We start from the raw sequence: 21,510 nt of genomic DNA, 5'->3' as shown, positions 1-21,510 counted from the left end.
CCCCCAACCCCACACCCGTCACCACAACCAACATTTCAGGGTGGACGGCGCTACGCACCACCCACCCCAAAACGCAACAGCCCGAAAACCGCCGAATTCGGCGAGGTTTGCACGATTGATTCACCATCATTCGATCTGCAGACGCTTACCGTCGCGTGCGGCGGCGGTCCGATGGTGGCGCTGGGGTGTGGTGATTCGGATGTGACATCGGCTATCGGGTGCTTGCCCGGACTTCGGGTGCGGGGTTGGGTAGGGGCATGAGCACAGTGCTGGTGACCGGTGGAACGGGCGCGCTCGGGCGGCACATCGTGGATCGGCTGCGGGAACGCGGGCACGACGTGCGGGTGCTGTCGCGACGCCCGGGTGCGGGGACGCATGTGGGGGATCTGACGACCGGTGCCGGGGTGCGCGACGCTGCCGAGGGCGCGGAGTCGATCGTGCACGCGGCTTCGGATTTCCGGCGGTTCGGTAAGTCCGATATCGAGCAGACGCGGAATCTGCTCGCGGCCGCCGGGAGAGCGCGGCATCTGCTCTATGTGTCGATCGTCGGCATCGACCGCATCCCTTTCGGCTACTATCGCAACAAACTCGCCTGCGAACAACTGATCGCCGACAGCGGTGTGCCGCACACGATTCAGCGCGCCACCCAATTCCACGACCTCATCGCCGCGGTCCTGTCCGCGGTGCAGAAGCTCCCGATCGCGCCGCTGCCCTTGGATTTCCGCTTTCAGCCGGTCGCCACAGAAGATGTGGCCACCCGCCTCACCGACTTGGTTGAAGGCGAACCACGCACCCGCGCAGACGATTTCGGCGGCCCACAGGTGCTCACCCTGAAAGAACTGGCGAAGATCTGGCAGCAACACCATGGCCGCCCGCGCCGCACGGTGCCGCTCCCGCTACCCGGCACGATCGCCCGCGCTTTCCGCGCCGGTGACAACACCTGCCCCGACCACGCCGACGGCACGCGCACGTGGGCGGAGTATGTGGCCTCCGATCCGGGGCCGAGCTACCACCTGCGTGGGTAGGGCGGTCGGGCCTGGAGAAGACGCGGTCCGGCAGCCACTCGGACGAGGCCGTCCCTCGGGCTGTGCCACGACGCCGGCCGGGTCGGGATCAGGCCAGTCGATCCGCCGGTGTCGCTCCTTCGTCGAACATCGCCGCTGGTTCGTCGGAGTAGAACAATTCGAGATCGCGTCCCCACAGCAGACCGAGATCGCGTTCGACGGCCCAGTCCACCACCGTCCAGAACGATTCCCGTTGCGACTGCCGATCCGCATCCGGGTCGTGACGCGGTAGCAGCGGCGCGAGTTCGTGCGTCTGCGGCGCGTTCAACCAGCCGCTGATACCTTCCCCGAAGCCGCCACCGCCGTGCATCCAGTAGCCCGAGTGTGTGTCCAGCCGCGCGAGAAGCTGTTGTACCCGGAACACTTCGCTGTCCGGTTCCGGACGTGAGTCGTGTCGCAGTAGTAGCGACGGGAAGATCGACCACGGGGATGGCGCCCTCAACCCCAGATGTCCCCAGGCCCGCACGGCCTCGCCGGTGACGACCCACTCCACCAGTTCAACCAGTTCCCAATACCCCCAGCCCGGCTCGCCCGGGCGGCGGCCCGGCTCGGTGAGTGTGCCGCCGACGACCCGAAAGTCGCGCCCCAGGTCGCAGGTGGCGAACGACTCGTCGATCTGGGCCACCACCGCGGCCAATCCTTCGAACCGGCACGGCTCGGGTTCGCCGAGGGGATCGCCGTCGTCGATCATTCCGCGGCCGTGCGCGTACATGCGCTGCAATGCCCCGGTGACAACGGGATGCTCGTGCCCTGCGCGCAGCGCGGGAATCACGACATCGCGAAATCTCTGCTCGTCGAAGGCGCAGACGCCGCCCCATACACCCACTGCCACTCCCGCCGCTGTTCGATCGTGGCCGTCATCATCGGGCGACCGCGGGGCCGGTGACAACCGAAAATCGCGCGGCGGTAGCCGATTTCAGCACTGGCCGCCGCCGACCTCGCCGGTGGTGAGCTCGATGGTGGCGCCGGTGGGGACCGAGACGCCCGCATCGGGATTCTGAGTGGTGATCACGCATTGGCCGCCGCCCGGGCCGCGGCTGGTGCCGCCGGTGATGTGTGCGTGCAGGCCCGCGGCGGTGAGGAACTGGTCGGCGAGGGCCGGGCGGTCGCCGCGGACATCCGGGACGCTGACCGTGCCGGCCGCGGGGGATGTGGTCGTGCCGGTGGGCTGTGCCGGGTTGGCGGCATTCGGTGTGCCGGTGGACGTCGCTGCGGTGCCGGCCGACGTGGTCGCACCGGTGGTAGACGTTGCGGGCGTGGTGGTTTCGGAATCGCAGCCGGACAAAGCCGCGGTCAGTGCGAGTGCGGCGATCGAAATCCGCAGGGGCAGAACGGCACGGCGGTGGTGGTTCGAACGGCATGGGAAGCTTGTGGTCGGCACATCCCGACCGTAGTTGCTGCCGCGTCGATGCGCGCGGCCCCTCGGTGAGGAGACGATTGATGTTGCCTTCGCTGGGTTGGCGGGCGTATCTGTGTGCGGACAAGGCATGCCGGTCGGTCAGGTGCCGGTGGTGGTTCGGGTGATCTTTCCCGCGGTGGCGGTGATCGCTGCCCCGAGGGCGGTGAGGTGCTGGGCGGAGAGGCGGGTGTCGGGGCAGGCGACTACGGCGGCGATGACGCGGTCGCCGGCGAAGATGGGGGCGGCGACGGTGACTACGGCGTTCTCGGCGCCGAGTTCGTCGGGGAGGTAGTCGATGGTGATCAGGTCGGTGATCATGCTGCCCAGGCGGTTGCGGAGTGGATCGGTGACCGGGGAATTGCGCAGGGCGGCAAGGGCTTCGAGGACCGGAGCGGATTCGTCGGCGAGGCGCTCGACGGAGTAACCGCGGTCGCGCACGGCGTCGAGGACCGCGAGCAGGCGTTCGCGATGGGCGGGGTCGGCGTGGGCGATCCAGGCGTTGCGTTCGGAAGCCGGTGCCCAGGCGATGAATTCACGGGCCACCGGCGGTGCCAGGGGCAGGCGGCGGCCCTGCCGGATCCACGGGACCGACGGGGTGCCGGCGACCTCGGTGATGATGATCGAACCGTCGTCGCGCTCGGCCAGGAAAATCGGAAAGCCCTGTTCGGCAACGAATTCCCGCAGCAGGTCGGCAGCCAGGCGGCGCAGCGGGAAGGCCGCCTCCGCACGGCGTGCGACAGCGAGCAGCCCCATCCCGAGCCCGTAGTTGCCGTCGAGATCGCGCACCGTCCAGCCGTCGGTAGTGAGCTGGGTCAGCACCGCATGTGCCGTGGCCCTCGACAGTCCGGTCTCGCGCACGATCCGCGCCAGCGGCAAGTGCTCGGCGGGCCGGCGCGACAGCAGGTCGATCACCCGCACCACGCGATGCGTGGGTGGCGATCCCGCGGAGGCGGTGGGAGTGACCTCGGTGCTCTCGGACATCGCGCCCTTTCTGATCGACGGATGCGGTGACGAGTCACACCGGTGCGAACCCGCGCCGTCGTCAACAGCCCCTTGACCGACGCGCAGCTGTCCGCTTATCGTCGGTGTCACAATATCGAACAATAGCGTCGAATATTCGACAACGCAACTCCGAAGTGGTCGAGATCTCGGATCCGGGGAAGCGATGCGAGCGATGCGGACAAGGCGAATGTGATGCGGACGGGATATGAGCTGTCGCATCTGTCGGCCCTCGAGGCCGAATCGGTGCACATCTTCCGGGAGGTGGCGGCCACCTTCGAACGACCGGTGCTGCTGTTCTCCGGCGGTAAGGACTCGGCGGTGATGCTCGAGCTGGCCCGCAAGGCGTTCTGGCCGGCGGCGCTGCCGTTCGCGCTGCTGCACGTCGACACGGGGCACAACTTCGACGAGGTGATCGAATTCCGCGATCGCACGGCGGCCAGGCTCGGCGCGCGGCTGCTGGTGGCGCGGGTGCAGGACGATATCGACGCCGGGCGGGTGACCGAACGCCCGGGGGAGAGCCGGAATCGGTTGCAGACCACCACATTGCTGCGCGCGATCGGCGAACATCGCTTCGACGCCGTGTTCGGCGGGGCGCGCCGCGACGAGGAGAAGGCGCGCGCCAAGGAGCGGGTGTTCAGTTTCCGCGACGAATTCGGCGCCTGGGAGCCGCGGGCGCAGCGCCCGGAGGTGTGGAACCTCTACAACGGGAAACACCGTGCGGACCAGCACATCCGGGTGTTCCCGCTGTCGAACTGGACCGAACTCGACATCTGGGAGTACATCGACCGCGAGGCGGTGGAACTGCCGCCGCTGTACTACGCGCACCGCCGCCCGGTCTTCCGCCGCGACGGAATGCTGCTGGCCGCCAATCCTTTCCTGACACCCGGCCCGGACGAACCGGTGTTCGAGACGACGGTGCGGTTCCGCACCGTCGGTGACGCCACCTGCACCGGATGTATCGAGAGCGAGGCCGACAATCCGGCGGCCGTGATCTCCGAAACCGCGATCACCCGGCTCACCGAACGCGGCGCCACCCGCGCCGACGACCGCATCTCCGAATCCGGGATGGAAGACCGCAAGCGGGAGGGCTACTTCTGATGAGCCGCAATCTGTTACGTCTCGCGACAGCCGGCAGCGTCGACGACGGCAAGTCCACCCTCATCGGCCGCCTGCTCTACGACTCCAAGAGCCTGTTCTCCGATCAGCTGGCCGCCATCGAACGGGCCAGTGCCCAACGCGGCGACGCCGCAACGGATCTGGCGCTGGTGACCGACGGCCTGCGCGCCGAGCGGGAACAGGGCATCACCATCGACGTGGCCTACCGCTACTTCACCACGCCGCGCCGCAAGTTCATCATCGCCGACACCCCGGGGCACGTGCAGTACACGCGGAATATGGTGACAGGCGCCTCCACGGCGGATCTGGCGCTGATCCTGGTCGACGCGCGCAAGGGCGTGGTCGAGCAGACCCGCCGGCACGCGTTCCTGGCCTCGCTGCTCGGGGTGCCGCACCTGGTGGTGTGCGTGAACAAGATGGATCTGGTGGACTGGTCGGCCGCGCGATTCGACGAGATCCGCGAGGAATTCGCCGATTTCGCGGCGAAACTGACCGTCGGCGATCTGAGTTTCGTGCCGGTCTCGGCGCTGCACGGCGACAACGTGGTCACCGACTCCGCGCACACCCCGTGGTATGCGGGCCCGCCGCTGCTGAGCCACCTCGAACAGGTGCATATCGCCTCGGACCGCAACCTGATCGACGCGCGGCTGCCGGTGCAGTACGTGATCCGCCCGCACGCCGCCGATGCCGGCGCCAGCGGGGCCGGCCATCGCACCTATGCCGGGACCATCGCCGGCGGCATCTTCAAACCCGGCGACGAGGTGGTCGTGCTGCCGTCCGGGCGCTCGTCGCGGGTCGCGCGGATCTGGGGACCGGGCGGGGTGAAGGTCGACGAGGGGTTCACCGGGATGGCGGTCTCGGTGGAACTCGACGACGAAGTCGATGTCGGGCGCGGAGATATGCTGGCCCGCCCGGGAAATCGGCCGCATATCGCCGATGAGGTCGACGCCATGGTGTGCTGGTTCTCCGAGACCACCGAACTGCGGCCCGGTGCGCGCTATGCGATCCGCACCGCCGCCCAGACCACCCGCGTCCAGGTCCACGACCTCGACTACCGGCTCGACGTCAACACCTTGCACCGTGTGACGGACGCGAATGCCCTGGCGCTCAACGACATCGGCCGCCTCACCCTGCGCGGTCAGCGTCCGCTGATGGTCGACAGCTACCGCGACAATCGCCGCACCGGCAGTTTCATCCTCATCGACGAGGACACCGATCAGACCGTGGCCGCCGGGATGATCCTGGCCCGTGACACCGGGCCGGAGTCGATGCCGGACGCCTCGGCGGCGCCGAAGCTGGTGCGCGAGGACGTCGTCTGGCACAGCTCCTCGGTGGGGCGCGGCCAGCGCCCGCACGCCGGTGCGACGGTGTGGCTGACCGGTCTGTCCGGCTCCGGAAAGTCCACGATCGCCGTGGAATTGGAGCGCCAGCTGGTGGCCGCCGGCCGCCCGGCCTATCGGCTCGACGGCGACAATCTGCGGCACGGGCTCAATGCCGATCTCGGTTTCACCGACGAGGACCGGCGCGAGAACATCCGCCGGGTGGCTCAGGTCGCCTCGTTGTTCGCCGACGCCGGTCTGATCGCCATCGTCTCGGTGATCAGCCCGTTCGCCGACCAGCGCGAACAGGCGCGCGGCGTGCACGCCGCGAGTGGTCTGGACTTCCACGAGATCTTCGTCGACACCCCGCTGGAGGTGTGTGAGCGCCGGGATCCGAAGGGGTTGTACGCCAAGGCCCGCGCGGGCCGGCTGCCGGAGTTCACCGGCATCGACTCGCCCTACGAACGTCCCGAACACGCCGAGCTCGTCATCACTCCCGATCACGGCTCACCCGCCGAAATCGCCGCGCTGATCCGCCGCGAACTGAGACTGTGAACCGCAGTTCTGCCCGCACAACACGCTAGGACGACATGAGTACATCGACAGGATCGTCACCGGGAACCGATACCGCCGCCGGAAACGGACTTCCGGGCGGCGGGTCGCTCACCGAACCGTTCACCGCGGCGATCGCCGAGGCCGAGAAGCTGATCGAGGCAGCGGATTTCATCAACGACGAGAAGGATCTCGCCGAGGGATACGACTACCTCGCGGGCAGTATCGCCGCGTGCCTGCAGCTGTCGGGCACGCACGGCACCAGCCACCCGTACTTCGTGAGCTCCACCGGCCCGCACGCGAAAATGGGCCTGGACAACCCGGATACGCTCTACTACCACGCGAATGTCGAGCCGGGTGCGGAATATCTGCTCACCGGTGTCCGCGGCAGTACCGTCGACCTCAGCTTCCAGGTGCTGCGCGGCGACTACACCGCCACCGACGTTCCCAACGGCGACGACGCCTTCGACGACCGCCGCCTGCAGATCGCCGCCGACGGCAGCTACCAGCTCCGCTTCGGCCCGCCGAAAGCCGATGCCGGGCCGAACTATTTCGTCCTCGGCGAGGGTGCCTCGATGCTCGCGGTGCGCGAGGTCTACGGCGACTGGAACGCGGAGACGAAGGGCAGCATCCGCATCGAGCGCCTCGACACCGTCGGCACCGCGGCCCCCGAGCCCGGTGTCGACCAGCTGCGCAAGCGGTATCGGGCCGCGGCGCGGGCGCTGGTGCAGCGCATCCACACCTGGTTCAACTTCCCCAAGTGGTTCTACCTCGACCTGCCGGTGAACACCCTCACCGAACCGCGGCTCACCCCGGGCGGACTCAGCACGCAGTACTCCTCGGTCGGCCACTTCGATCTCGACGACGACCAGGCGCTGGTGATCACGGTGCCGAAATCCGATGCGCCCTATCAGGGATTCCAGCTCGGTAGCCGCTGGTACATCTCCCTCGACTACGTCAATCACCAGACCAGCCTCAACAGCGCTCAGGCCCAGGTCGATCCGGACGGGATGATCCGCATGGTGGTTTCGGCTCGCAACCCGGGCATCACCAATTGGATCGAGACCACCGGACGCCGCCGGGGCATCCTGCAGTTCCGATGGCAGCGCGTCGCCCGGGAGATGACCCCCGCGGACGGGCCGCAATTCGCCCTGGTGCCCTTCGACGAGGTGGCGGCGCAACTGCCGCACTACGAACTCAACCGGATCGACGAGCAGGGCTGGCGCGCCCGCATCGCCGACCGCCAGCGCGGTTTCGCCGATCGGATGCTCGGATGAGCGCCGGAACGGGCCTGTTGGCCGACAAGGTGGTCGTGATCAGCGGCGTGGGTCCCGGACTGGGCCGCTCGCTGTGCGTGCAGTCGGCTGCGGCCGGCGCGAAGGTGGTGCTGGCCGCGCGCACCGAATCGCGGTTGCGGGAGGTGGCCGACGAGATCGACTCCGCCGGCGGGACGAGCCTGATCGTGCCGACCGACATCACCGACGACGCCGCGGTGGCGAATCTGGTCGAGCGCACGGTGGAGACCTTCGGCCGGGTCGACGCGCTGGTCAACAACGCCTTCGCGATGCCGTCGATGAAGTCGCTGGCGCGCACCGACTTCCGGCAGATCAGCGACAGCCTCGAGCTGACGGTGCTGGGCACGCTGCGGGCGACCCAGGCCTTCACCGACGAACTGGCCAAGACCCGGGGCGCGGTGGTGATGATCAATTCGTCGGTGCTGCGGCACTCCGAACCGCGCTACGGCAGCTACAAGGTCGCCAAGTCGGCGCTGCTGGCCATGTCGCAGACGCTGGCGACGGAATTGGGCGCCAAGGGAATTCGGGTCAACAGTGTGGCGCCGGGCTACATCTGGGCCGATCAGCTGAAGTGGTATTTCGGTGAGGTCGCGAAGAAGTACGGCATCACGGTCGACCAGGTGTACGAGCAGACCGCCTCCCGGTCGGATCTGAAGCGCCTGCCCGAACCGGACGAGATCGCCAAGGCCGTGGTGTTTCTCGCCTCCGAGTGGGCCAGTGCCATCACCGGCCAGACCCTGGACGTCAACTGCGGCGAATACCACGTGTGAGGAACAGAATTTCATGACCGCTCGTACCAACGTCGGCACCGTCGAGGATCTGCACGCATCCGCCACCAAGGCGTGCGGGCTCACCGATTTCGGCCCCGACGACTACACCGAGGCGCTCGGTGTGCTGCTCGACTCGTATCGGCGCGACGCCGACCTCACCGAACTCGGCTCCAAGATGAATCGCTACTTCCTGCGTGGCGCACTGGTCGCACGCGCGCTGAGCGAGGCGTCCTGGAAGGCCAATCCCGCGTACGCCGAGACCGCGATCGAGCGGCCGATCTTCGTCACCGGCCTGCCCCGCACCGGCACCACCGCGCTGCATCGGCTGCTGGCCGCCGACCCGCAGCATCAGGCGCTCGAGATGTGGCTGACCGAACTGCCGCAGCCGCGCCCGCCGCGCGAGACCTGGGCCGACAATCCGGTGTTCCAGCAGATCGACGCCGGTTTCGCACAGCATCACATCGACAATCCGGAATTCATGGGCCTGCATTACATGAGTGCCGCCGAGGTCGAGGAATGCTGGCAGCTGCTGCGGCAGACCGTGAAGTCCATCGCCTACGAATCGCTGGCCTATCTGCCGACCTATTCGCAGTGGTTGCAGAAGCAGGACTGGACCAACGCCTATCAGCGGCACAAGCAGAATTTGCAGCTGATCGGCCTGGGTGACACCAGGGGTTGGGTGCTGAAGAACCCGAGCCACTTGTTCGCGCTGGACGCGCTGATGGAGGTCTACCCCGACGCGCTGATCATCCAGACCCACCGTGACCCGGTGACCATCGTCGGTTCGTCGTGCAGCCTCTCCGAACAGGCCACCAAGGGCTGGTCGAACACCTTCGCCGGGGAGACGATCGGCCGCACCCAGCTTGAACTCTGGTCGCGTGGCCTGCGCGAATTCAATTCCGCGCGTGCGCGATACAACCCCGATCAGTTCCTCGACATCCAGTTCGAGGATCTGCGGGCGGACCCGTTCGGCACCGTCGAGAAGATCTATTCGACGTTCGGGCTGGACTACACCGAGGCGGCCCGGAACGCGATGCGGGCGCTGGACGAGGAGAGCAAATCGGGCGACCGCAAGCCCGCGCACAAGTATTCGCTGGCCGACTACGGGCTGACCGAAGACGAGGTGAGATCGGTCTTCGCCGACCTCTGACATCGCTGTACCCGCCGCGGGCCGGCTCGGAATCACCGAGCCGGCCCGCGGCGTTTCCGCCGGGTGGGCCCGGGTCAGACCTCGGCGGATTTCTCGCGGCGGCGGGCGCGGCGCTGCTGGATGGCGGCGAAGCGGATTTCCAGGCCCGTGACGAACGATTCCAGCGCCAATTCGAAACTCTCCGAGTCGATTTCGTCGGCCTTCGCGCGCAGCAGGTGCGCTTGTTCCAGATGCGGGTAACGGTCGCGATAGACCTGGACGTCGTCGACGAAGCCGCGGGAGAACGAGCCGATGGTCGAACCCATCACCACATAGCGGGTGGCCGCGCCGATCATGGTGGCCTGGCGGGGTGGCCAGCCGGCGCCGACCAGGCCACCGTGCACTGCGTCGGCCGCGCGCAGATTCTCCTCGCGCTTACCGGGGCCCGAGGCCAGGTAGGGGACGAAGTTGGGGTGGCGGACCAGGGCGGCGCGGTAGGAACGCGCCCACGAGATCAGGCCGGTGCGCCAGTCGGCGGTTTCGAAGGCCGAGGCGTCCACATGGGACATGATGCCGGCGGCGATATCGTCGAGCAGATCGTCCTTGGTGGGGTAGTGGCCGTACAGCGAGGCAGCCTGAACGCCCAGCTCGGCGGCCAATTTCCGCATCGAGAGCTCGGGTAGTCCGTCGCGGTCGATCAATTCCAGTGCCGTCTCGCGGATGCGTTCGCGACTCAGTAGCGGTACCCGTGGCCGAGGCATCCTCGCCACCTCCTTCGCCGCGAAACCGGACCGTGCCGAGTCAACCTACACCGTCGGGCACCGGGGCCTTGAACATCCGAACGCTGTTAGTTTATCGTGGCAATAGATACCTAACAACGTTCGGTTAGGAGTTTTCGTCATGGATCTGCAACTCGGCGATGCCCACCGCGAGCTGCGCGAGGTTGCCCGCGCCTGGGTCGACAAGGAGGTCGTGCCCTACGCCGCGGCCTGGGATCGCGCCGAATCGGTGGATACCGCGATCGTGCGCAAGCTCGGCGACATGGGCTTTCTCGGTATCGAGATCCCGGAGGAGTACGGCGGCTCGGGTGGTGACGCGCTGTCGTACTGCCTGCTGCTCGAGGAACTCGGCCGCGGCGACAGCTCGGTGCGCGGCATCGTGTCGGTCTCGCTCGGGCTGGTCGGGAAATCGCTCGAGAGCTACGGCAGCGAGCAGCAGAAACAGCACTGGCTGCCGCGCTTGTGCGCGGGAGAGTCGCTGGGCTGCTTCGGCCTCACCGAACCGGGCACCGGGTCCGACGCGGCGAATCTGACCACCCGTGCCGTCCGCGACGGCGGGGACTGGGTGCTCTCCGGCACCAAGATGTTCATCACCAACGGCACCTGGGCCGATATCGCGCTGATCTTCGCGCGCACCGGCGAACCGGGACCCAAGGGGGTCACCGCGTTCCTCGTGCCCACGGACGCGACGGGTTTCGGCCGCACCGAGATCAAGGGCAAACTCGGTCTGCGCGGACAGGCGACCGCGGAGATCGTGCTCGACGGGGTGCGGGTGCCGGATTCGGCGCGACTCGGCGGCGAGGGGCAGGGGTTCCGGATCGCGATGGCCGCCCTCGACAAGGGGCGCATGGGCGTGGCCGCGGGATGCGTCGGGGTCGCCCGCGCCTGCCTCGAGGCCGCCGTGCGCTATGCGGGGGAACGCGAACAGTTCGGTAAACCGATCGCCTCCTACCAGCTCGTTCAGGAGTTGATCGCCGATATCGCCGTCGATGTGGAGGCCGCGCGGCTGCTGGCCTGGCGGGTCGCCGACCTGGTCGATCGCGGCGAACCGTTCGGCACCGAGGCCTCGGTGGCGAAGCTGTTCGCCAGCGAGGCCGCGGTGAAGGCGGCCAACAACGCCATCCAGGTATTCGGCGGATACGGGTACATCGACGAATACCCGGTGTCGAAGTACCTGCGCGACGCGCGGGTGCTCACCCTCTACGAAGGCACCAGCCAGATCCAGAAACTACTCATCGGCCGCGCCCTCACCGGCGTGAACGCCTTCGTGTGACAACCGATTTCGAGGAGAGAATTCGATGACAGATCAGCGCAGAGTGGCCGTGGTGACCGGGGCCGCCCGGGGTATCGGTGCGGCCACCGCGGCCCGCCTGGCCGCCGACGGGGCGGCCGTGGCCATCGCCGACCTCGACGAGAACGCCTGCAAGACAACCGCGGACGAGATCGTCGCCGCCGGTGGGGTGGCCGTCGCGCTGGCCTGCGATGTCACCGACGAGGCGAGCGTCGACGCCGCCTTCGATCGGGTCGCCGCGGAGCTGGGGTCGCTCGACATTCTGGTCAACAACGCCGGCGTGCTGCGCGACAACCTGCTGTTCAAGATGTCGGCCGAGGACTGGGACACCGTGATGTCGGTACACCTGCGCGGCGCGTTCCTGTGTTCCCGTGCGGCACAACGGCATATGGTCACCCGCCGCTACGGCAAGATCGTCAACACCTCCAGCGTCTCGGCGCTCGGCAACCGCGGCCAGGCCAACTACTCGGCCGCCAAGATGGGCATTCAGGGACTCACCCGCACCCTGGCGATCGAGCTGGGCCCCTACGGCATCAACGTCAACGCGGTCGCGCCGGGCTTCATCGTCACCGAGATGACCGCCGCCACCGCTGCCCGCGTCGGTGTGCCGGTCGAGGAATGGCAGGCGAAGTCGGCCGAGATCACTCCGGTGCGCCGGGTCGGCCGCCCCGACGACATCGCGAACACCGTCGCCTTCCTCGCCTCCGACGAGGCGTCCTTCATCACCGGCCAGACCATCTACGTCGACGGCGGCCGTCGGCTCTGAAACCGTTCCAGGAGAACATCATGCGCAGAACCAGCTTTACCGAGGATCACGACACCTTCCGCGGCACGGTCCGCAAATTCGTCGAGACCGAAGTGGTACCGGTCTACGACACGTGGCTGGAGGCGGGCATCGTGCCCCGCGAGTTCTATTACAAACTCGCCGAATTGGGCGTCTTCGGCATCGAGGTGCCCGAGGAATACGGCGGCGCCGGCATCGACTCGTTCAAATTCCAGACCATCCTCATGGAGGAGACGGCGCGCGCTGGTGTGTCGTTCGGCGGATCCAGCGTGCACGTCGGGCTGTGCCTGCCGTATCTGAAGAAGCTCGCCACCGAGGAACAGAAACAGCGCTGGCTGCCCGGATTCGCCGCCGGTGAGATCATGTTCGCCATCGCCATGACCGAACCCGGCACCGGGTCGGATCTGGCCGGAATGCGCACCACCGCCAAGCTTTCCGAGGACGGCACGCACTACGTGCTCAACGGCGCCAAGACCTTCATCACCGGTGGCGTGAACGCCGATCGGGTGATCGTCTGCGCCCGTACCGCGCCGCCCCGCGAGGACGACCGCCGCTTCGGCATCTCCCTGCTCGTGGTCGACACGAAGTCACCGGGCTACACGATCGGCCGCAAACTCGACAAGCTGGGGCTGCGGGCCTCCGATACCGCCGAGCTGAGCTTCACCGATGTCCGGGTGCCGGTCGAGGATCTGCTGGGCGAGGAGAACAAGGGCTTCTCCTACCTGGGCCAGAATCTGCCCCAGGAGCGGCTCTCCATCGCCGCCGGCGCCTACGCCCAGGCGGCGGCCGCGGTGCGGTTCGCGCAGGAATACACCCAGCAGCGCAACGTCTTCGGCAAACCCGTCGCCGCGTTCCAGAACACCAAATTCGAGCTCGCCGCCTGCAAGGCCGAGGTCGACGCGGCCGAGGCCGTGGTGGATCGCGCCCTCGAGGCCCTCGACGCCGGTGAACTCGGTGCCGCCGACGCCGCCTCGGCGAAGCTGTTCTGCACCGAGGTCGCCGCGCGCGTCATCGATCGCTGCCTGCAACTGCACGGCGGCTACGGCTTCATCAACGAATATCCGATCGCCCGGCTGTATGCCGACAATCGGGTCAATCGCATCTACGGCGGGACGAACGAGGTCATGAAGATGATCATCGCCAAGGATATGGGGCTGTGAACGCGACGCTGTCGGTCTCCTCATCCACAGCTTCGGGCCATGTCGGAGACGAAAGGTACTGTGGGAGCGTGTACTCCAGGTACTCGTTCCGGATCTATCCGACGCCCGGACAGCGACGCGCACTGCGCAGACTGGTTGCAGAAGCGGTCCACCGAACTCATCCGCGATAACCAAGCGGTGTATGCCGAGGACCTCTGCGTGAGCGGATTGGCGCGTACGCGGCTTGCGAAGTCGATCTACGATGCGGGCTGGGGTAGCTTCGTACGGCTCTTACAGCAGAAGGCCGAGCGACGCGGCCGGCACTTCTACAAGGTCGATCGTTATTTCCCATTCGTCTCGAATGTGCTCACAGTGCGGACAGGTCGACGAGGCGAAGTTGCTGTCGATTCGGTCCTGGAAGTGTCCGCTGTGTGGCACGGTACATGACCGTGACGTGAATGCGGCAAGGAATATTCTCGCGGCCGGGCGGGCCGAGAGATCAAACGCCTGTGGAGCGCAGGTAAGTACGTCAAAAATATCCGCGGCGGGTGGAGTTCGTGTCCGAACTGCCGCTCGGGCGACGCACAAGGTTCGCAAACGCGAACTGAAGCAACGTTTCATGTGATCCGGCGGCTTGCGCCCCGGCAGCACGAAGGGACGAGATATGACCGATTTCGCCGATCTGGACGCACTCGCCGCGGCCGTGGGCACCGAACTGGGTGTCAGCGACTGGTTGCAGGTCGACCAGGACCGCATCGATACCTTCGCCAACGCCACCGGCGACCACCAGTGGATCCACGTCGACGCCGAGAAGGCCGCGCAGGGCCCCTACGGACATACCATCGCGCACGGATTCCTCACCCTGTCGCTGCTGGTGCCGCTGAGCAACAAGGCGACCACGGTGGGCGGCATCACGATGGGAATCAACTACGGGCTCAACAAGGTTCGCTTCATCACGCCGGTGCCGTCGGGCGGCCGCATCCGCGCCCGCGTCCACTTGGACTCGGTCTCCGAGATCCCCGGCGGCATCCAGGCGGTGCGGACCGTCACCATCGAACTGGACGGTGCGGACAAGCCCGCGTGCGTCGCGGAAAGCATCGTGCGCTACCTGAAGTGAAGCGTGGGCCGCGGCGGGGCGGAATTCGGTCCGCTCCCGTCGCGGGGTCGTCGATCAGGTCGTCTCGGGGCAATGGTCTGTGCACGGGCCGGATTGTCGCGTGCGCCGCGCTCTCACTCGCCGAGTTCGTTGCTCACCTTCACCCAGCGGTCCAGGAGTTGAGTGGCGGCGCCCGAATCGACCGAGGCGGCCGCCCGCTCCAGGGCCGGTCGCAGCAGCTCGTGGATGTCGGTGCGGGCGGTCTCGGGGGTCAGCTCGAAGGCCACGATCGCGGCGGCGGAGTTGAGCAGGACCGCGTCGCGGACGGGCCCCGGGGCGCCGTTGAACATGTCGCGGGCGATCGCGGCGTTGACGGTCGCATCGCCGCCGCGCAGTGCCGCCGGATCCACGCGGGGGATACCCAGGCGCGTGGGATCGATGACGGTCTCGTACTTCTCACCCGCGGCGACGACCCATACATCGGTGGTATCGGCGGTGGTGATCTCGTCGAGGCCGTCGTTTCCGCGCACCACCAGCGCATTGGCGCCGCGTTCGGCGAACGCCCCGGCGATCACCGGGACGAGTTCGGCGAAGGCGCATCCGATCAGGCCCGCGCTCGGCTGCGCCGGATTGGTCAGCGGGCCCAGCACGTTGAAGACCGTCGGAATGCCGATCTCCTTGCGCGCCGGACCGGCGAACCGCAGCGCCGGATGAAACAGCGGGGCGAAGCAGAAGCCGATGCCCACCTCGCGCACACACTGGGCCACCGACTCCGGGCTCAACGCGATCCGCACACCCAGCGCCTCGAGCACGTCCGCGCCGCCGCTCTTCGACGACGCCGCCCGATTACCGTGCTTGACCACCGGAATGCCCGCCGCGGACACCACGATCGAGGACATCGTGGAGATATTGACCGTGCCGGAGCGGTCGCCGCCGGTACCGACGATGTCGACCGCGCCCATATCGAGCGACACCCGCCGCGCATGGCTCAACATGCCGGTCGCCAGGCCGGACAGCTCGATCGCGGTGGGCCCCTTCATCTTGATGGCCACGCCGAAGGCCGCGATCTGCGCCTGGGTGGCGTTGTCGGAGAAGATCTCGTCGATCGCCCACGCCGCCTCCTCCGCGGTCAGATCGACCCCGTCGGTCAGGGCACCGAGAATCTCGGGCCAGCTGCGCGCGCTCATCACATCTCCCGTTCGCGATCGGACACCCGCATCGCTCGTCCGCGCGGGCGTGGGGGCCATCGGATCGTCGTCGGCCGCCCGGCTAGCAGCCTAATCGGCGGAGGCAATTTCTTTGTTCTCGGCGTTGCGGAAGAAGATTACGGAGAACCCGGCTCGATTCCGCTCGGCTGTAGTGCGTCCCAGCCCACCGCCGTGCCCTCGTGCCGCTGCGCCAATCCGGCCATCCGCGACCGTTCTTGCGAGCAGTGCAGCGCATCGAGGACCTGCACCCGCTGTAATACCAATTCGATATGACTGCCGGTCGGATCGGAAGCCTCGGACGTCGCGGCGGGGGAGTAGCCGTCCTGGGCGGCGATGTCGACGACCTCGTCCCGGGCGGCGGCCGGGATGCGCAGATGATGACGCAGCAGGGCCTGCTCCTCGGCCCGCCAGCCGCTCGCCCGCGCGAGCGCGCTCGAGCAGGCTTCGGCATCGTCGAAACTGGACACGACGACCATCAGATCCGTTCGTGCCGGATCCAATTCCGTCGCCGCACCCCGGCCCGACAGCCGCTGCCACACCGATCGAATTCCCATGCCACCCGCCTTCCTCTGCGCGTCGACGCAGCATCGCATACTCGGTATTTCCGCTGGTCACCGTGGTCGCATCGGCGCTCGACCTGCGGGTTCACCGGACACGCCGAACCGGGCCCCAGACCCGCACGGGCGCTGATGATTCCGAGTCCGACACCCCGAATTCGCACCCGGCTACGCCTGTCGTACTACGACGAGTCATACTTACCGGCGTGACGACCGCAGTAGGGACCCCAGGATCGGCCATTACTCAGCGTGTGCATTCGCTGAACCGGCCCAACATGGTCAGCGTCGGAACCATCATCTGGCTGTCGAGCGAGCTGATGTTCTTCGCCGGCCTCTTCGCCATGTACTTCGTCGCTCGTGCCCAGGCTCATGGCAACTGGCCGCCGGAACCGACCGAGCTGAACCTCAAGCTCGCCGTGCCGGTCACGGCCGTGCTGATCGCCTCCTCGTTCACCTGCCAGATGGGTGTGTTCTCGGCCGAGCGCGGCGATGTCTTCGGCCTGCGCCGCTGGTACCTGCTCACCTTCTTCATGGGCGCGTTCTTCGTGGCCGGTCAGGGCACCGAGTACCACGCGCTCTACCAAGAGGGCACCACCATCTCGAGCAGCATCTACGGTTCGGTGTTCTTCATCACCACCGGCTTCCACGGTCTGCACGTCATCGGCGGTCTCATCGCGTTCATCTTCCTGCTGATTCGCACCAAGGTCAGTAAGTTCACGCCGGCGCAGGCCACCGCGGCCATCGTCGTCTCCTACTACTGGCACTTCGTCGACATCGTCTGGATCGGGCTGTTCGCCACGATCTACTTCGTCCGCTAGCCGGGCGGCGGCCGTCACGCGCGGTCCGCGACAAATACACACTTTGCACAAGTCGGTTCCGTCTACTCCAAAGGGACACAGATGAGTTCATCTCCCCCGTCAGCGCCAGATCCCATGAGCGGGATCGGCAGCGCTGAGAACAACCAGGCCATCAAGACCCGCAAGCAGCGCCGGATGCGCCGCAAGCTCGCCGGCGGTCTGGTTCTTCTGATGGGCCTCGTCGGAGCCGGCTTCGCGGCATCGGCGCTCACCCCGCACGCACAGGTCGCGACGGCCAACGAGGATCAGTCGGCGCTGATCCGCGAGGGTAAGCAGATCTACGAGACCTCCTGCATCACCTGTCATGGCGCCAACCTGCAGGGTGTGCAGGACCGCGGCCCCAGCCTGATCGGTGTCGGCGAGGCGGCGGTCTACTTCCAGGTGTCCACCGGTCGCATGCCCGCCGCGGGCAACGGCGCGCAGATCCAGCGCAAGCCCCCGAAGTTCGACGCCCGCCAGACCGACGCGCTGGGCGCGTACGTGGCGGCCAACGGCGGCGGCCCGACCGTGGTTCGCGACCCGAACGGCGAGATCGCGCAGGATTCCCTCATCAAGGGAGCCGACCTGGGACGCGGTGGCGAGTTGTTCCGCCTCAACTGCGCGTCCTGCCACAACTTCACCGGTAAGGGCGGTGCGCTGTCCTCCGGCAAGTTCGCGCCGCCGCTGGAGCCGGCCAACGCGCAGCAGATCTACACCGCGATGCTCACCGGCCCGCAGAACATGCCGAAATTCTCCGACCGGCAGCTGTCTCCGGAGGAGAAGCGTGACATCGTGGCCTATGTGAAGGACCGCACCGAGACCAAGCCGGAGGCCGGATACGGCCTGGGCGGTTTCGGTCCCGCGACCGAGGCCATCGCCATCTGGGTCGCCGGCATCATCGTGCTGGTCGGCGCCGCGATGTGGATCGGATCGCGATCATGAGCGAACAGGAGCGAAACGAGATGAGCCGGCCTGAGGATGGCGGCGGTAAGGGCGTGAACCTGAACCCCACCGAGGAGCAGCTCGACGCGATGTCGACCGCCGAGCTGGTTGAACTCGGTACCGCGCGCGACGGCGTCGACGTCGTCTACCGCGCTCCGCGCTGGCCGGTTCCGGGCACACGCGCGGAGAAGCGCGCCGAGCGGCACGTGACGTTCTGGTTCGCCATCTCCGCCCTCGCGGCGGCCGGGCTGATCGGCGTCTTCCTGTTCTGGCCCTGGGAGTACAAGGGTCGCAACGAGGACGGCAACGGCCTGTACTCGCTGGCCACGCCGCTCTACGGCCTGCTGCTGGGTATCGCGGTGCTGGCCATCGGTGTCGCCGCGGTCATCATCCGCAAGAAGTTCATCCCGAACGAGATCTCCATCCAGACCCGCCACGACGGTCCCTCCGACGAGGTCGACCGGCGCACCCTGGGCGCGCAGCTGTCGGACGCGCTGGAGACCTCGACGCTGGGACGTCGCAAGATGATCACCCGTACCGCCGGACTGGGCGTGGGTGTGCTGGGTATCGGCGCACTGTTCCTGTTCGTCGGCGGCATGATCAAGAACCCGTGGGCCAAGGGCATGAAGTCCCCGCTGTGGGTGTCGGGCTGGACTCCGGACTTCCCGGGCCAGACCATCTACCTGCGCAAGGACACCGGCCGGCCCGAGGACATCGTGCTGGTGCGGCCGGAGGACCTCGACGCCGGCGCCATGGAGACCGTGTTCCCGTGGAAAGAGGAGTGGCGCGGCAACGAGGAGGAGACCCTCCAGTCGCTGCGTGGCATCCGTAACGCGGTCATGTTGATCCGCCTGCGCCCGGAGGACGGGCAGAAGGCGATCAAGCGCAGGGGCCAGGAGAGCTTCAACTTCGGTGACTATTGGGCGTACTCGAAGATCTGCACTCACCTGGGCTGCCCGACCTCGCTGTTCGAGCAGCAGACCAACCGGATCCTGTGCCCGTGCCATCAGTCGCAGTTCTCGGCGACCGAGTGGGGTAAGCCGATCTTCGGTCCCGCCGCCCGCGCGCTGCCGCAGCTGCCCATCACCGTCAACACCGACGGCTACCTGGTCGCCAACGGCGACTTCATCGAGCCGCTCGGTCCGGCCTTCTGGGAGCGTCGTTCATGAGTCCGAGCAAAGTGGTCGCACAGGCCAACGAGATGGACGAGCGGTACCGTGCCGCGGCGTTCGTGAAACGGTCGATCAACAAGGTCTTCCCGACCCACTGGTCGTTCCTGCTGGGTGAGATCGCGCTCTACGCCTTCATCATCCTGATCCTGTCGGGTATCTACCTGACGCTGTTCTTCGATCCGTCGATGAGCGAGGTCGTCTACCACGGCGCCTACCAGCCGCTGCGCGGCGTCACCATGTCGCGGGCGTACGAGACGGCGCTGAACATCTCCTTCGAGGTGCGCGGCGGTCTGTTCGTCCGTCAGGTGCACCACTGGGCGGCGCTGCTGTTCGCGTGCTCGATCATCATCCACCTGTTCCGCATCTTCTTCACCGGCGCGTTCCGCAAGCCGCGTGAGGCGAACTGGGTGATCGGCTCACTGCTGCTGATCCTGGCGATGTTCGAGGGCTTCTTCGGTTACTCGCTGCCCGACGACCTGCTGTCGGGTACCGGTCTGCGGGCCGCCTTCGGTGGTATCACCATGGGTATTCCGCTGGTCGGCACGTGGATGCACTGGCTGATCTTCGGCGGTGACTTCCCGGGCACGATTATCATCCCGCGTTTGTACATCGCGCACGTGCTGCTCTTCCCGGGCATCATGCTGGCGCTGATCGCGGCGCACGTGGCGATCGTCTGGTACCAGAAGCACACCCAGTTCCCCGGACCGGGCCGCACCGAGAACAACGTGGTCGGTGCCCGCATCGTGCCGGTGTTCGCCGCCGACCAGGGCGCGTTCTTCATGTTCACCCTGGGCGTGCTCGCCGTCATGGGTGGTGTGCTGCAGATCAACCCGATCTGGAACCTGGGTCCCTACAACCCGTCACAGGTCTCGGCCGGTTCGCAGCCCGACTTCTACATGATGTGGACCGACGGTATGGCCCGTCTGATGCCGCCGTGGGAGCTGTATCTGGGCCGCTACACCGTTCCGGCTCCGTTCTGGGTCGCGTTGATCATGGGTCTGGTTTTCGTGGTGCTGATCGCCTACCCGTGGATCGAGAAGCGCCTCACCGGCGACACAGTGCCCCACAACATCCTGCAGCGTCCGCGTGACGTGCCGGTGCGCACCGCGATCGGCGCCATGGCCATCGCCTTCTACCTGGTGCTGACCCTGGCCTGTGTCAACGACATCATCGCGCTGAAGTTCGATGTGTCGCTGAACGCGACGACCTGGTTCTTCCGCATCGCCCTGCTCCTCGCGCCGCCGATCGCCTACTTCCTGGCGTACCGGTTGTGCCTGGGCCTGCAGCGCGCCGACCGCACGGTCCTCGAGCATGGCATCGAGACCGGTGTGATCAAGCGCCTGCCGCACGGTGAGTACATCGAGGTGCACCAGCCGCTGGGCCCGGTTGACGCCCACGGCCACCCGATTCCGCTGGAGTACCAGGGCGCGCCGGTGCCGAAGAAGATGAACAAGCTGGGCTGGGCCGGCAAGCCGGGTTCGGGTTCGTTCCTGCGGGCCGATCCGCCCGCCGAGGCCGAGGCGCTCACCGCGAGCGAGCACGAGGCCGAGCACAAGCAGCTGGAGGTCCTGGCCACCTACCAGGAGCAGACCAGCGGCGGCGGCAAGCACAGCCACTGAGTTCGCTGTTTCGGAGCCCCGAGTCGACTTTCGACTCGGGGCTCCGTCGTATGTGCGGGCGTGTCCTGTGCGGCCGGTGCCGTGTGTGGCGACCGCGTTGCGGCGGCGATACGGCCACGGTGCGGGCTCGTCGCCGGCGCGCAATTAGACTCGCGCTCATGATTACCGCGATCGTTCTGATCCACGCCGAGGCGGCCCGGATTCCCGAAACCGCGCAGGCACTGGCCGATCTCGACGGCGTCGCCGAGGTCTACTCGTGCGCGGGAGACGTCGATTTGATCGCGGTGGTGCGGGTGCGCGATCACGAACAGATCGCCGAGGTGGTGACCGGCCGGGTGAACAAGACCGCCGGAGTTCTGCGCACGACGACGCATATCGCCTTCAAGTCGTATTCGAGTGCGGATGTGGACGCGGGGTTCTCGCTGGGGGAGTGAGTGCCGC

Annotated in this window: 23 protein-coding genes; 17 read left to right on the top strand and 6 right to left on the bottom strand. The window is 67.2% G+C overall.

Annotation, left to right across the window (positions count from 1 at the left end; translation table 11 throughout):
• The first annotated feature begins 257 nt into the window (after positions 1-257).
• Positions 258-1,025 carry an SDR family oxidoreductase gene (locus tag NE2_RS28255; RefSeq protein WP_063030975.1) on the top strand — a complete coding sequence of 256 codons (768 nt, stop codon included), beginning with the start codon at positions 258-260 and terminating at the stop codon, positions 1,023-1,025.
• Between the two features lie 88 nt (positions 1,026-1,113).
• Here the strand turns inward: NE2_RS28255 and NE2_RS28250 are convergent, their stop codons facing one another.
• The 3 genes from NE2_RS28250 to NE2_RS37470 form a co-directional block, all read right to left on the bottom strand.
• A complete protein-coding gene (locus tag NE2_RS28250; RefSeq protein ID WP_063030972.1) occupies positions 1,114-1,890 on the bottom strand; it encodes a hypothetical protein in 777 nt (258 codons plus the stop codon).
• A 90-nt stretch (positions 1,891-1,980) separates the two neighbouring features.
• Positions 1,981-2,445: a PASTA domain-containing protein gene (locus NE2_RS28245; RefSeq protein WP_063030971.1), complete on the bottom strand. Its 465-nt coding sequence runs from the start codon at positions 2,443-2,445 to the stop codon at positions 1,981-1,983.
• Between the two features lie 117 nt (positions 2,446-2,562).
• Positions 2,563-3,444, bottom strand: coding sequence for an IclR family transcriptional regulator (locus NE2_RS37470; protein ID WP_063909506.1), 882 nt, complete (start codon positions 3,442-3,444; stop codon positions 2,563-2,565).
• Positions 3,445-3,657: 213 nt separating this feature from the next.
• Here NE2_RS37470 and cysD point away from each other — a divergent pair, with 213 nt between their 5' ends.
• Genes cysD through NE2_RS28215 form a run of 5 tightly spaced genes read left to right on the top strand, consistent with a single transcriptional unit; the run spans position 3,658 to position 9,667 of the window.
• Complete coding sequence (gene cysD / locus NE2_RS28235; protein WP_063030970.1) at positions 3,658-4,563, top strand: sulfate adenylyltransferase subunit CysD; 906 nt, start codon at positions 3,658-3,660, stop codon at positions 4,561-4,563.
• Entirely contained in the window at positions 4,563-6,455 is a 1,893-nt protein-coding gene (cysC, locus tag NE2_RS28230) for an adenylyl-sulfate kinase (RefSeq protein WP_063030968.1), read from the top strand. The genes cysD and cysC overlap by 1 nt, the downstream gene beginning before the upstream one ends.
• A 35-nt stretch (positions 6,456-6,490) precedes the next feature.
• Positions 6,491-7,729, top strand: a complete 1,239-nt coding sequence (locus NE2_RS28225) for a hypothetical protein (protein WP_063030966.1) — start codon at positions 6,491-6,493, stop codon at positions 7,727-7,729.
• The gene (locus tag NE2_RS28220; protein ID WP_063030964.1) at positions 7,726-8,517 is read left to right on the top strand and encodes an SDR family oxidoreductase; all 792 of its coding nucleotides are present in this window, start codon (positions 7,726-7,728) and stop codon (positions 8,515-8,517) included. The genes NE2_RS28225 and NE2_RS28220 overlap by 4 nt, the downstream gene beginning before the upstream one ends.
• A gap of 13 nt (positions 8,518-8,530) precedes the next feature.
• Positions 8,531-9,667, top strand: a complete 1,137-nt coding sequence (locus NE2_RS28215) for a sulfotransferase family protein (RefSeq protein WP_063030962.1) — start codon at positions 8,531-8,533, stop codon at positions 9,665-9,667.
• A gap of 74 nt (positions 9,668-9,741) precedes the next feature.
• Here the strand turns inward: NE2_RS28215 and NE2_RS28210 are convergent, their stop codons facing one another.
• Positions 9,742-10,407, bottom strand: coding sequence for a TetR/AcrR family transcriptional regulator (locus NE2_RS28210; protein WP_036523997.1), 666 nt, complete (start codon positions 10,405-10,407; stop codon positions 9,742-9,744).
• Positions 10,408-10,546: 139 nt separating this feature from the next.
• Between NE2_RS28210 and NE2_RS28205 the strand changes: the two genes are divergently transcribed.
• The 6 genes from NE2_RS28205 (at position 10,547) to NE2_RS28190 (ending at position 14,756) form a co-directional block, all read left to right on the top strand.
• Positions 10,547-11,698: an acyl-CoA dehydrogenase family protein gene (locus NE2_RS28205; RefSeq protein ID WP_063030960.1), complete on the top strand. Its 1,152-nt coding sequence runs from the start codon at positions 10,547-10,549 to the stop codon at positions 11,696-11,698.
• A gap of 25 nt (positions 11,699-11,723) precedes the next feature.
• The gene (fabG, locus tag NE2_RS28200) at positions 11,724-12,482 is read left to right on the top strand and encodes a 3-oxoacyl-ACP reductase FabG (RefSeq protein ID WP_063030958.1); all 759 of its coding nucleotides are present in this window, start codon (positions 11,724-11,726) and stop codon (positions 12,480-12,482) included.
• Between the two features lie 20 nt (positions 12,483-12,502).
• Complete coding sequence (locus NE2_RS28195; RefSeq protein ID WP_063030956.1) at positions 12,503-13,660, top strand: acyl-CoA dehydrogenase family protein; 1,158 nt, start codon at positions 12,503-12,505, stop codon at positions 13,658-13,660.
• Positions 13,657-13,830, top strand: a complete 174-nt coding sequence (locus NE2_RS37740) for a helix-turn-helix domain-containing protein (protein WP_373862287.1) — start codon at positions 13,657-13,659, stop codon at positions 13,828-13,830. Before NE2_RS28195 ends, NE2_RS37740 begins: the two co-directional genes overlap by 4 nt.
• 71 nt (positions 13,831-13,901) lie before the next feature.
• Positions 13,902-14,264 (top strand): zinc ribbon domain-containing protein, encoded by a 363-nt coding sequence (locus NE2_RS35270; protein ID WP_084494387.1) that lies wholly within the window; start codon positions 13,902-13,904, stop codon positions 14,262-14,264.
• Between the two features lie 39 nt (positions 14,265-14,303).
• Positions 14,304-14,756, top strand: a complete 453-nt coding sequence (locus NE2_RS28190) for a MaoC family dehydratase (RefSeq protein WP_063030954.1) — start codon at positions 14,304-14,306, stop codon at positions 14,754-14,756.
• Between the two features lie 113 nt (positions 14,757-14,869).
• Here the strand turns inward: NE2_RS28190 and trpD are convergent, their stop codons facing one another.
• Together trpD and NE2_RS28180 are read right to left on the bottom strand one after the other, a co-directional pair.
• On the bottom strand, positions 14,870-15,922 hold the full coding sequence (gene trpD / locus NE2_RS28185; RefSeq protein ID WP_063030952.1) for an anthranilate phosphoribosyltransferase: 1,053 nt from the start codon (positions 15,920-15,922) through the stop codon (positions 14,870-14,872).
• A gap of 137 nt (positions 15,923-16,059) precedes the next feature.
• Entirely contained in the window at positions 16,060-16,497 is a 438-nt protein-coding gene (locus tag NE2_RS28180) for a hypothetical protein (protein WP_063030950.1), read from the bottom strand.
• 209 nt (positions 16,498-16,706) lie between these two features.
• Here NE2_RS28180 and ctaE point away from each other — a divergent pair, with 209 nt between their 5' ends.
• The 5 genes from ctaE (at position 16,707) to NE2_RS28155 (ending at position 21,503) form a co-directional block, all read left to right on the top strand.
• Positions 16,707-17,318 carry an aa3-type cytochrome oxidase subunit III gene (ctaE, locus tag NE2_RS28175; RefSeq protein ID WP_082857314.1) on the top strand — a complete coding sequence of 204 codons (612 nt, stop codon included), beginning with the start codon at positions 16,707-16,709 and terminating at the stop codon, positions 17,316-17,318.
• Between the two features lie 81 nt (positions 17,319-17,399).
• The gene (gene qcrC / locus NE2_RS28170) at positions 17,400-18,278 is read left to right on the top strand and encodes a cytochrome bc1 complex diheme cytochrome c subunit (RefSeq protein WP_063030948.1); all 879 of its coding nucleotides are present in this window, start codon (positions 17,400-17,402) and stop codon (positions 18,276-18,278) included.
• A 20-nt stretch (positions 18,279-18,298) separates the two neighbouring features.
• On the top strand, positions 18,299-19,447 hold the full coding sequence (gene qcrA / locus NE2_RS28165) for a cytochrome bc1 complex Rieske iron-sulfur subunit (protein WP_030514755.1): 1,149 nt from the start codon (positions 18,299-18,301) through the stop codon (positions 19,445-19,447).
• Entirely contained in the window at positions 19,444-21,069 is a 1,626-nt protein-coding gene (gene qcrB / locus NE2_RS28160) for a cytochrome bc1 complex cytochrome b subunit (protein WP_063030946.1), read from the top strand. Before qcrA ends, qcrB begins: the two co-directional genes overlap by 4 nt.
• 158 nt (positions 21,070-21,227) lie before the next feature.
• Positions 21,228-21,503 (top strand): Lrp/AsnC family transcriptional regulator, encoded by a 276-nt coding sequence (locus NE2_RS28155; RefSeq protein ID WP_063030944.1) that lies wholly within the window; start codon positions 21,228-21,230, stop codon positions 21,501-21,503.
• Positions 21,504-21,510: the final 7 nt, after the last annotated feature.

Origin of the sequence: Nocardia elegans NBRC 108235 (genome assembly GCF_001612845.1) — a bacterium.
Taxonomy (GTDB): Bacteria; Actinomycetota; Actinomycetes; order Mycobacteriales; family Mycobacteriaceae; genus Nocardia; species Nocardia nova.
Note: the sequence above shows the minus strand (reverse complement) of the source record. Positions and strands in the feature narration are given on the sequence as shown.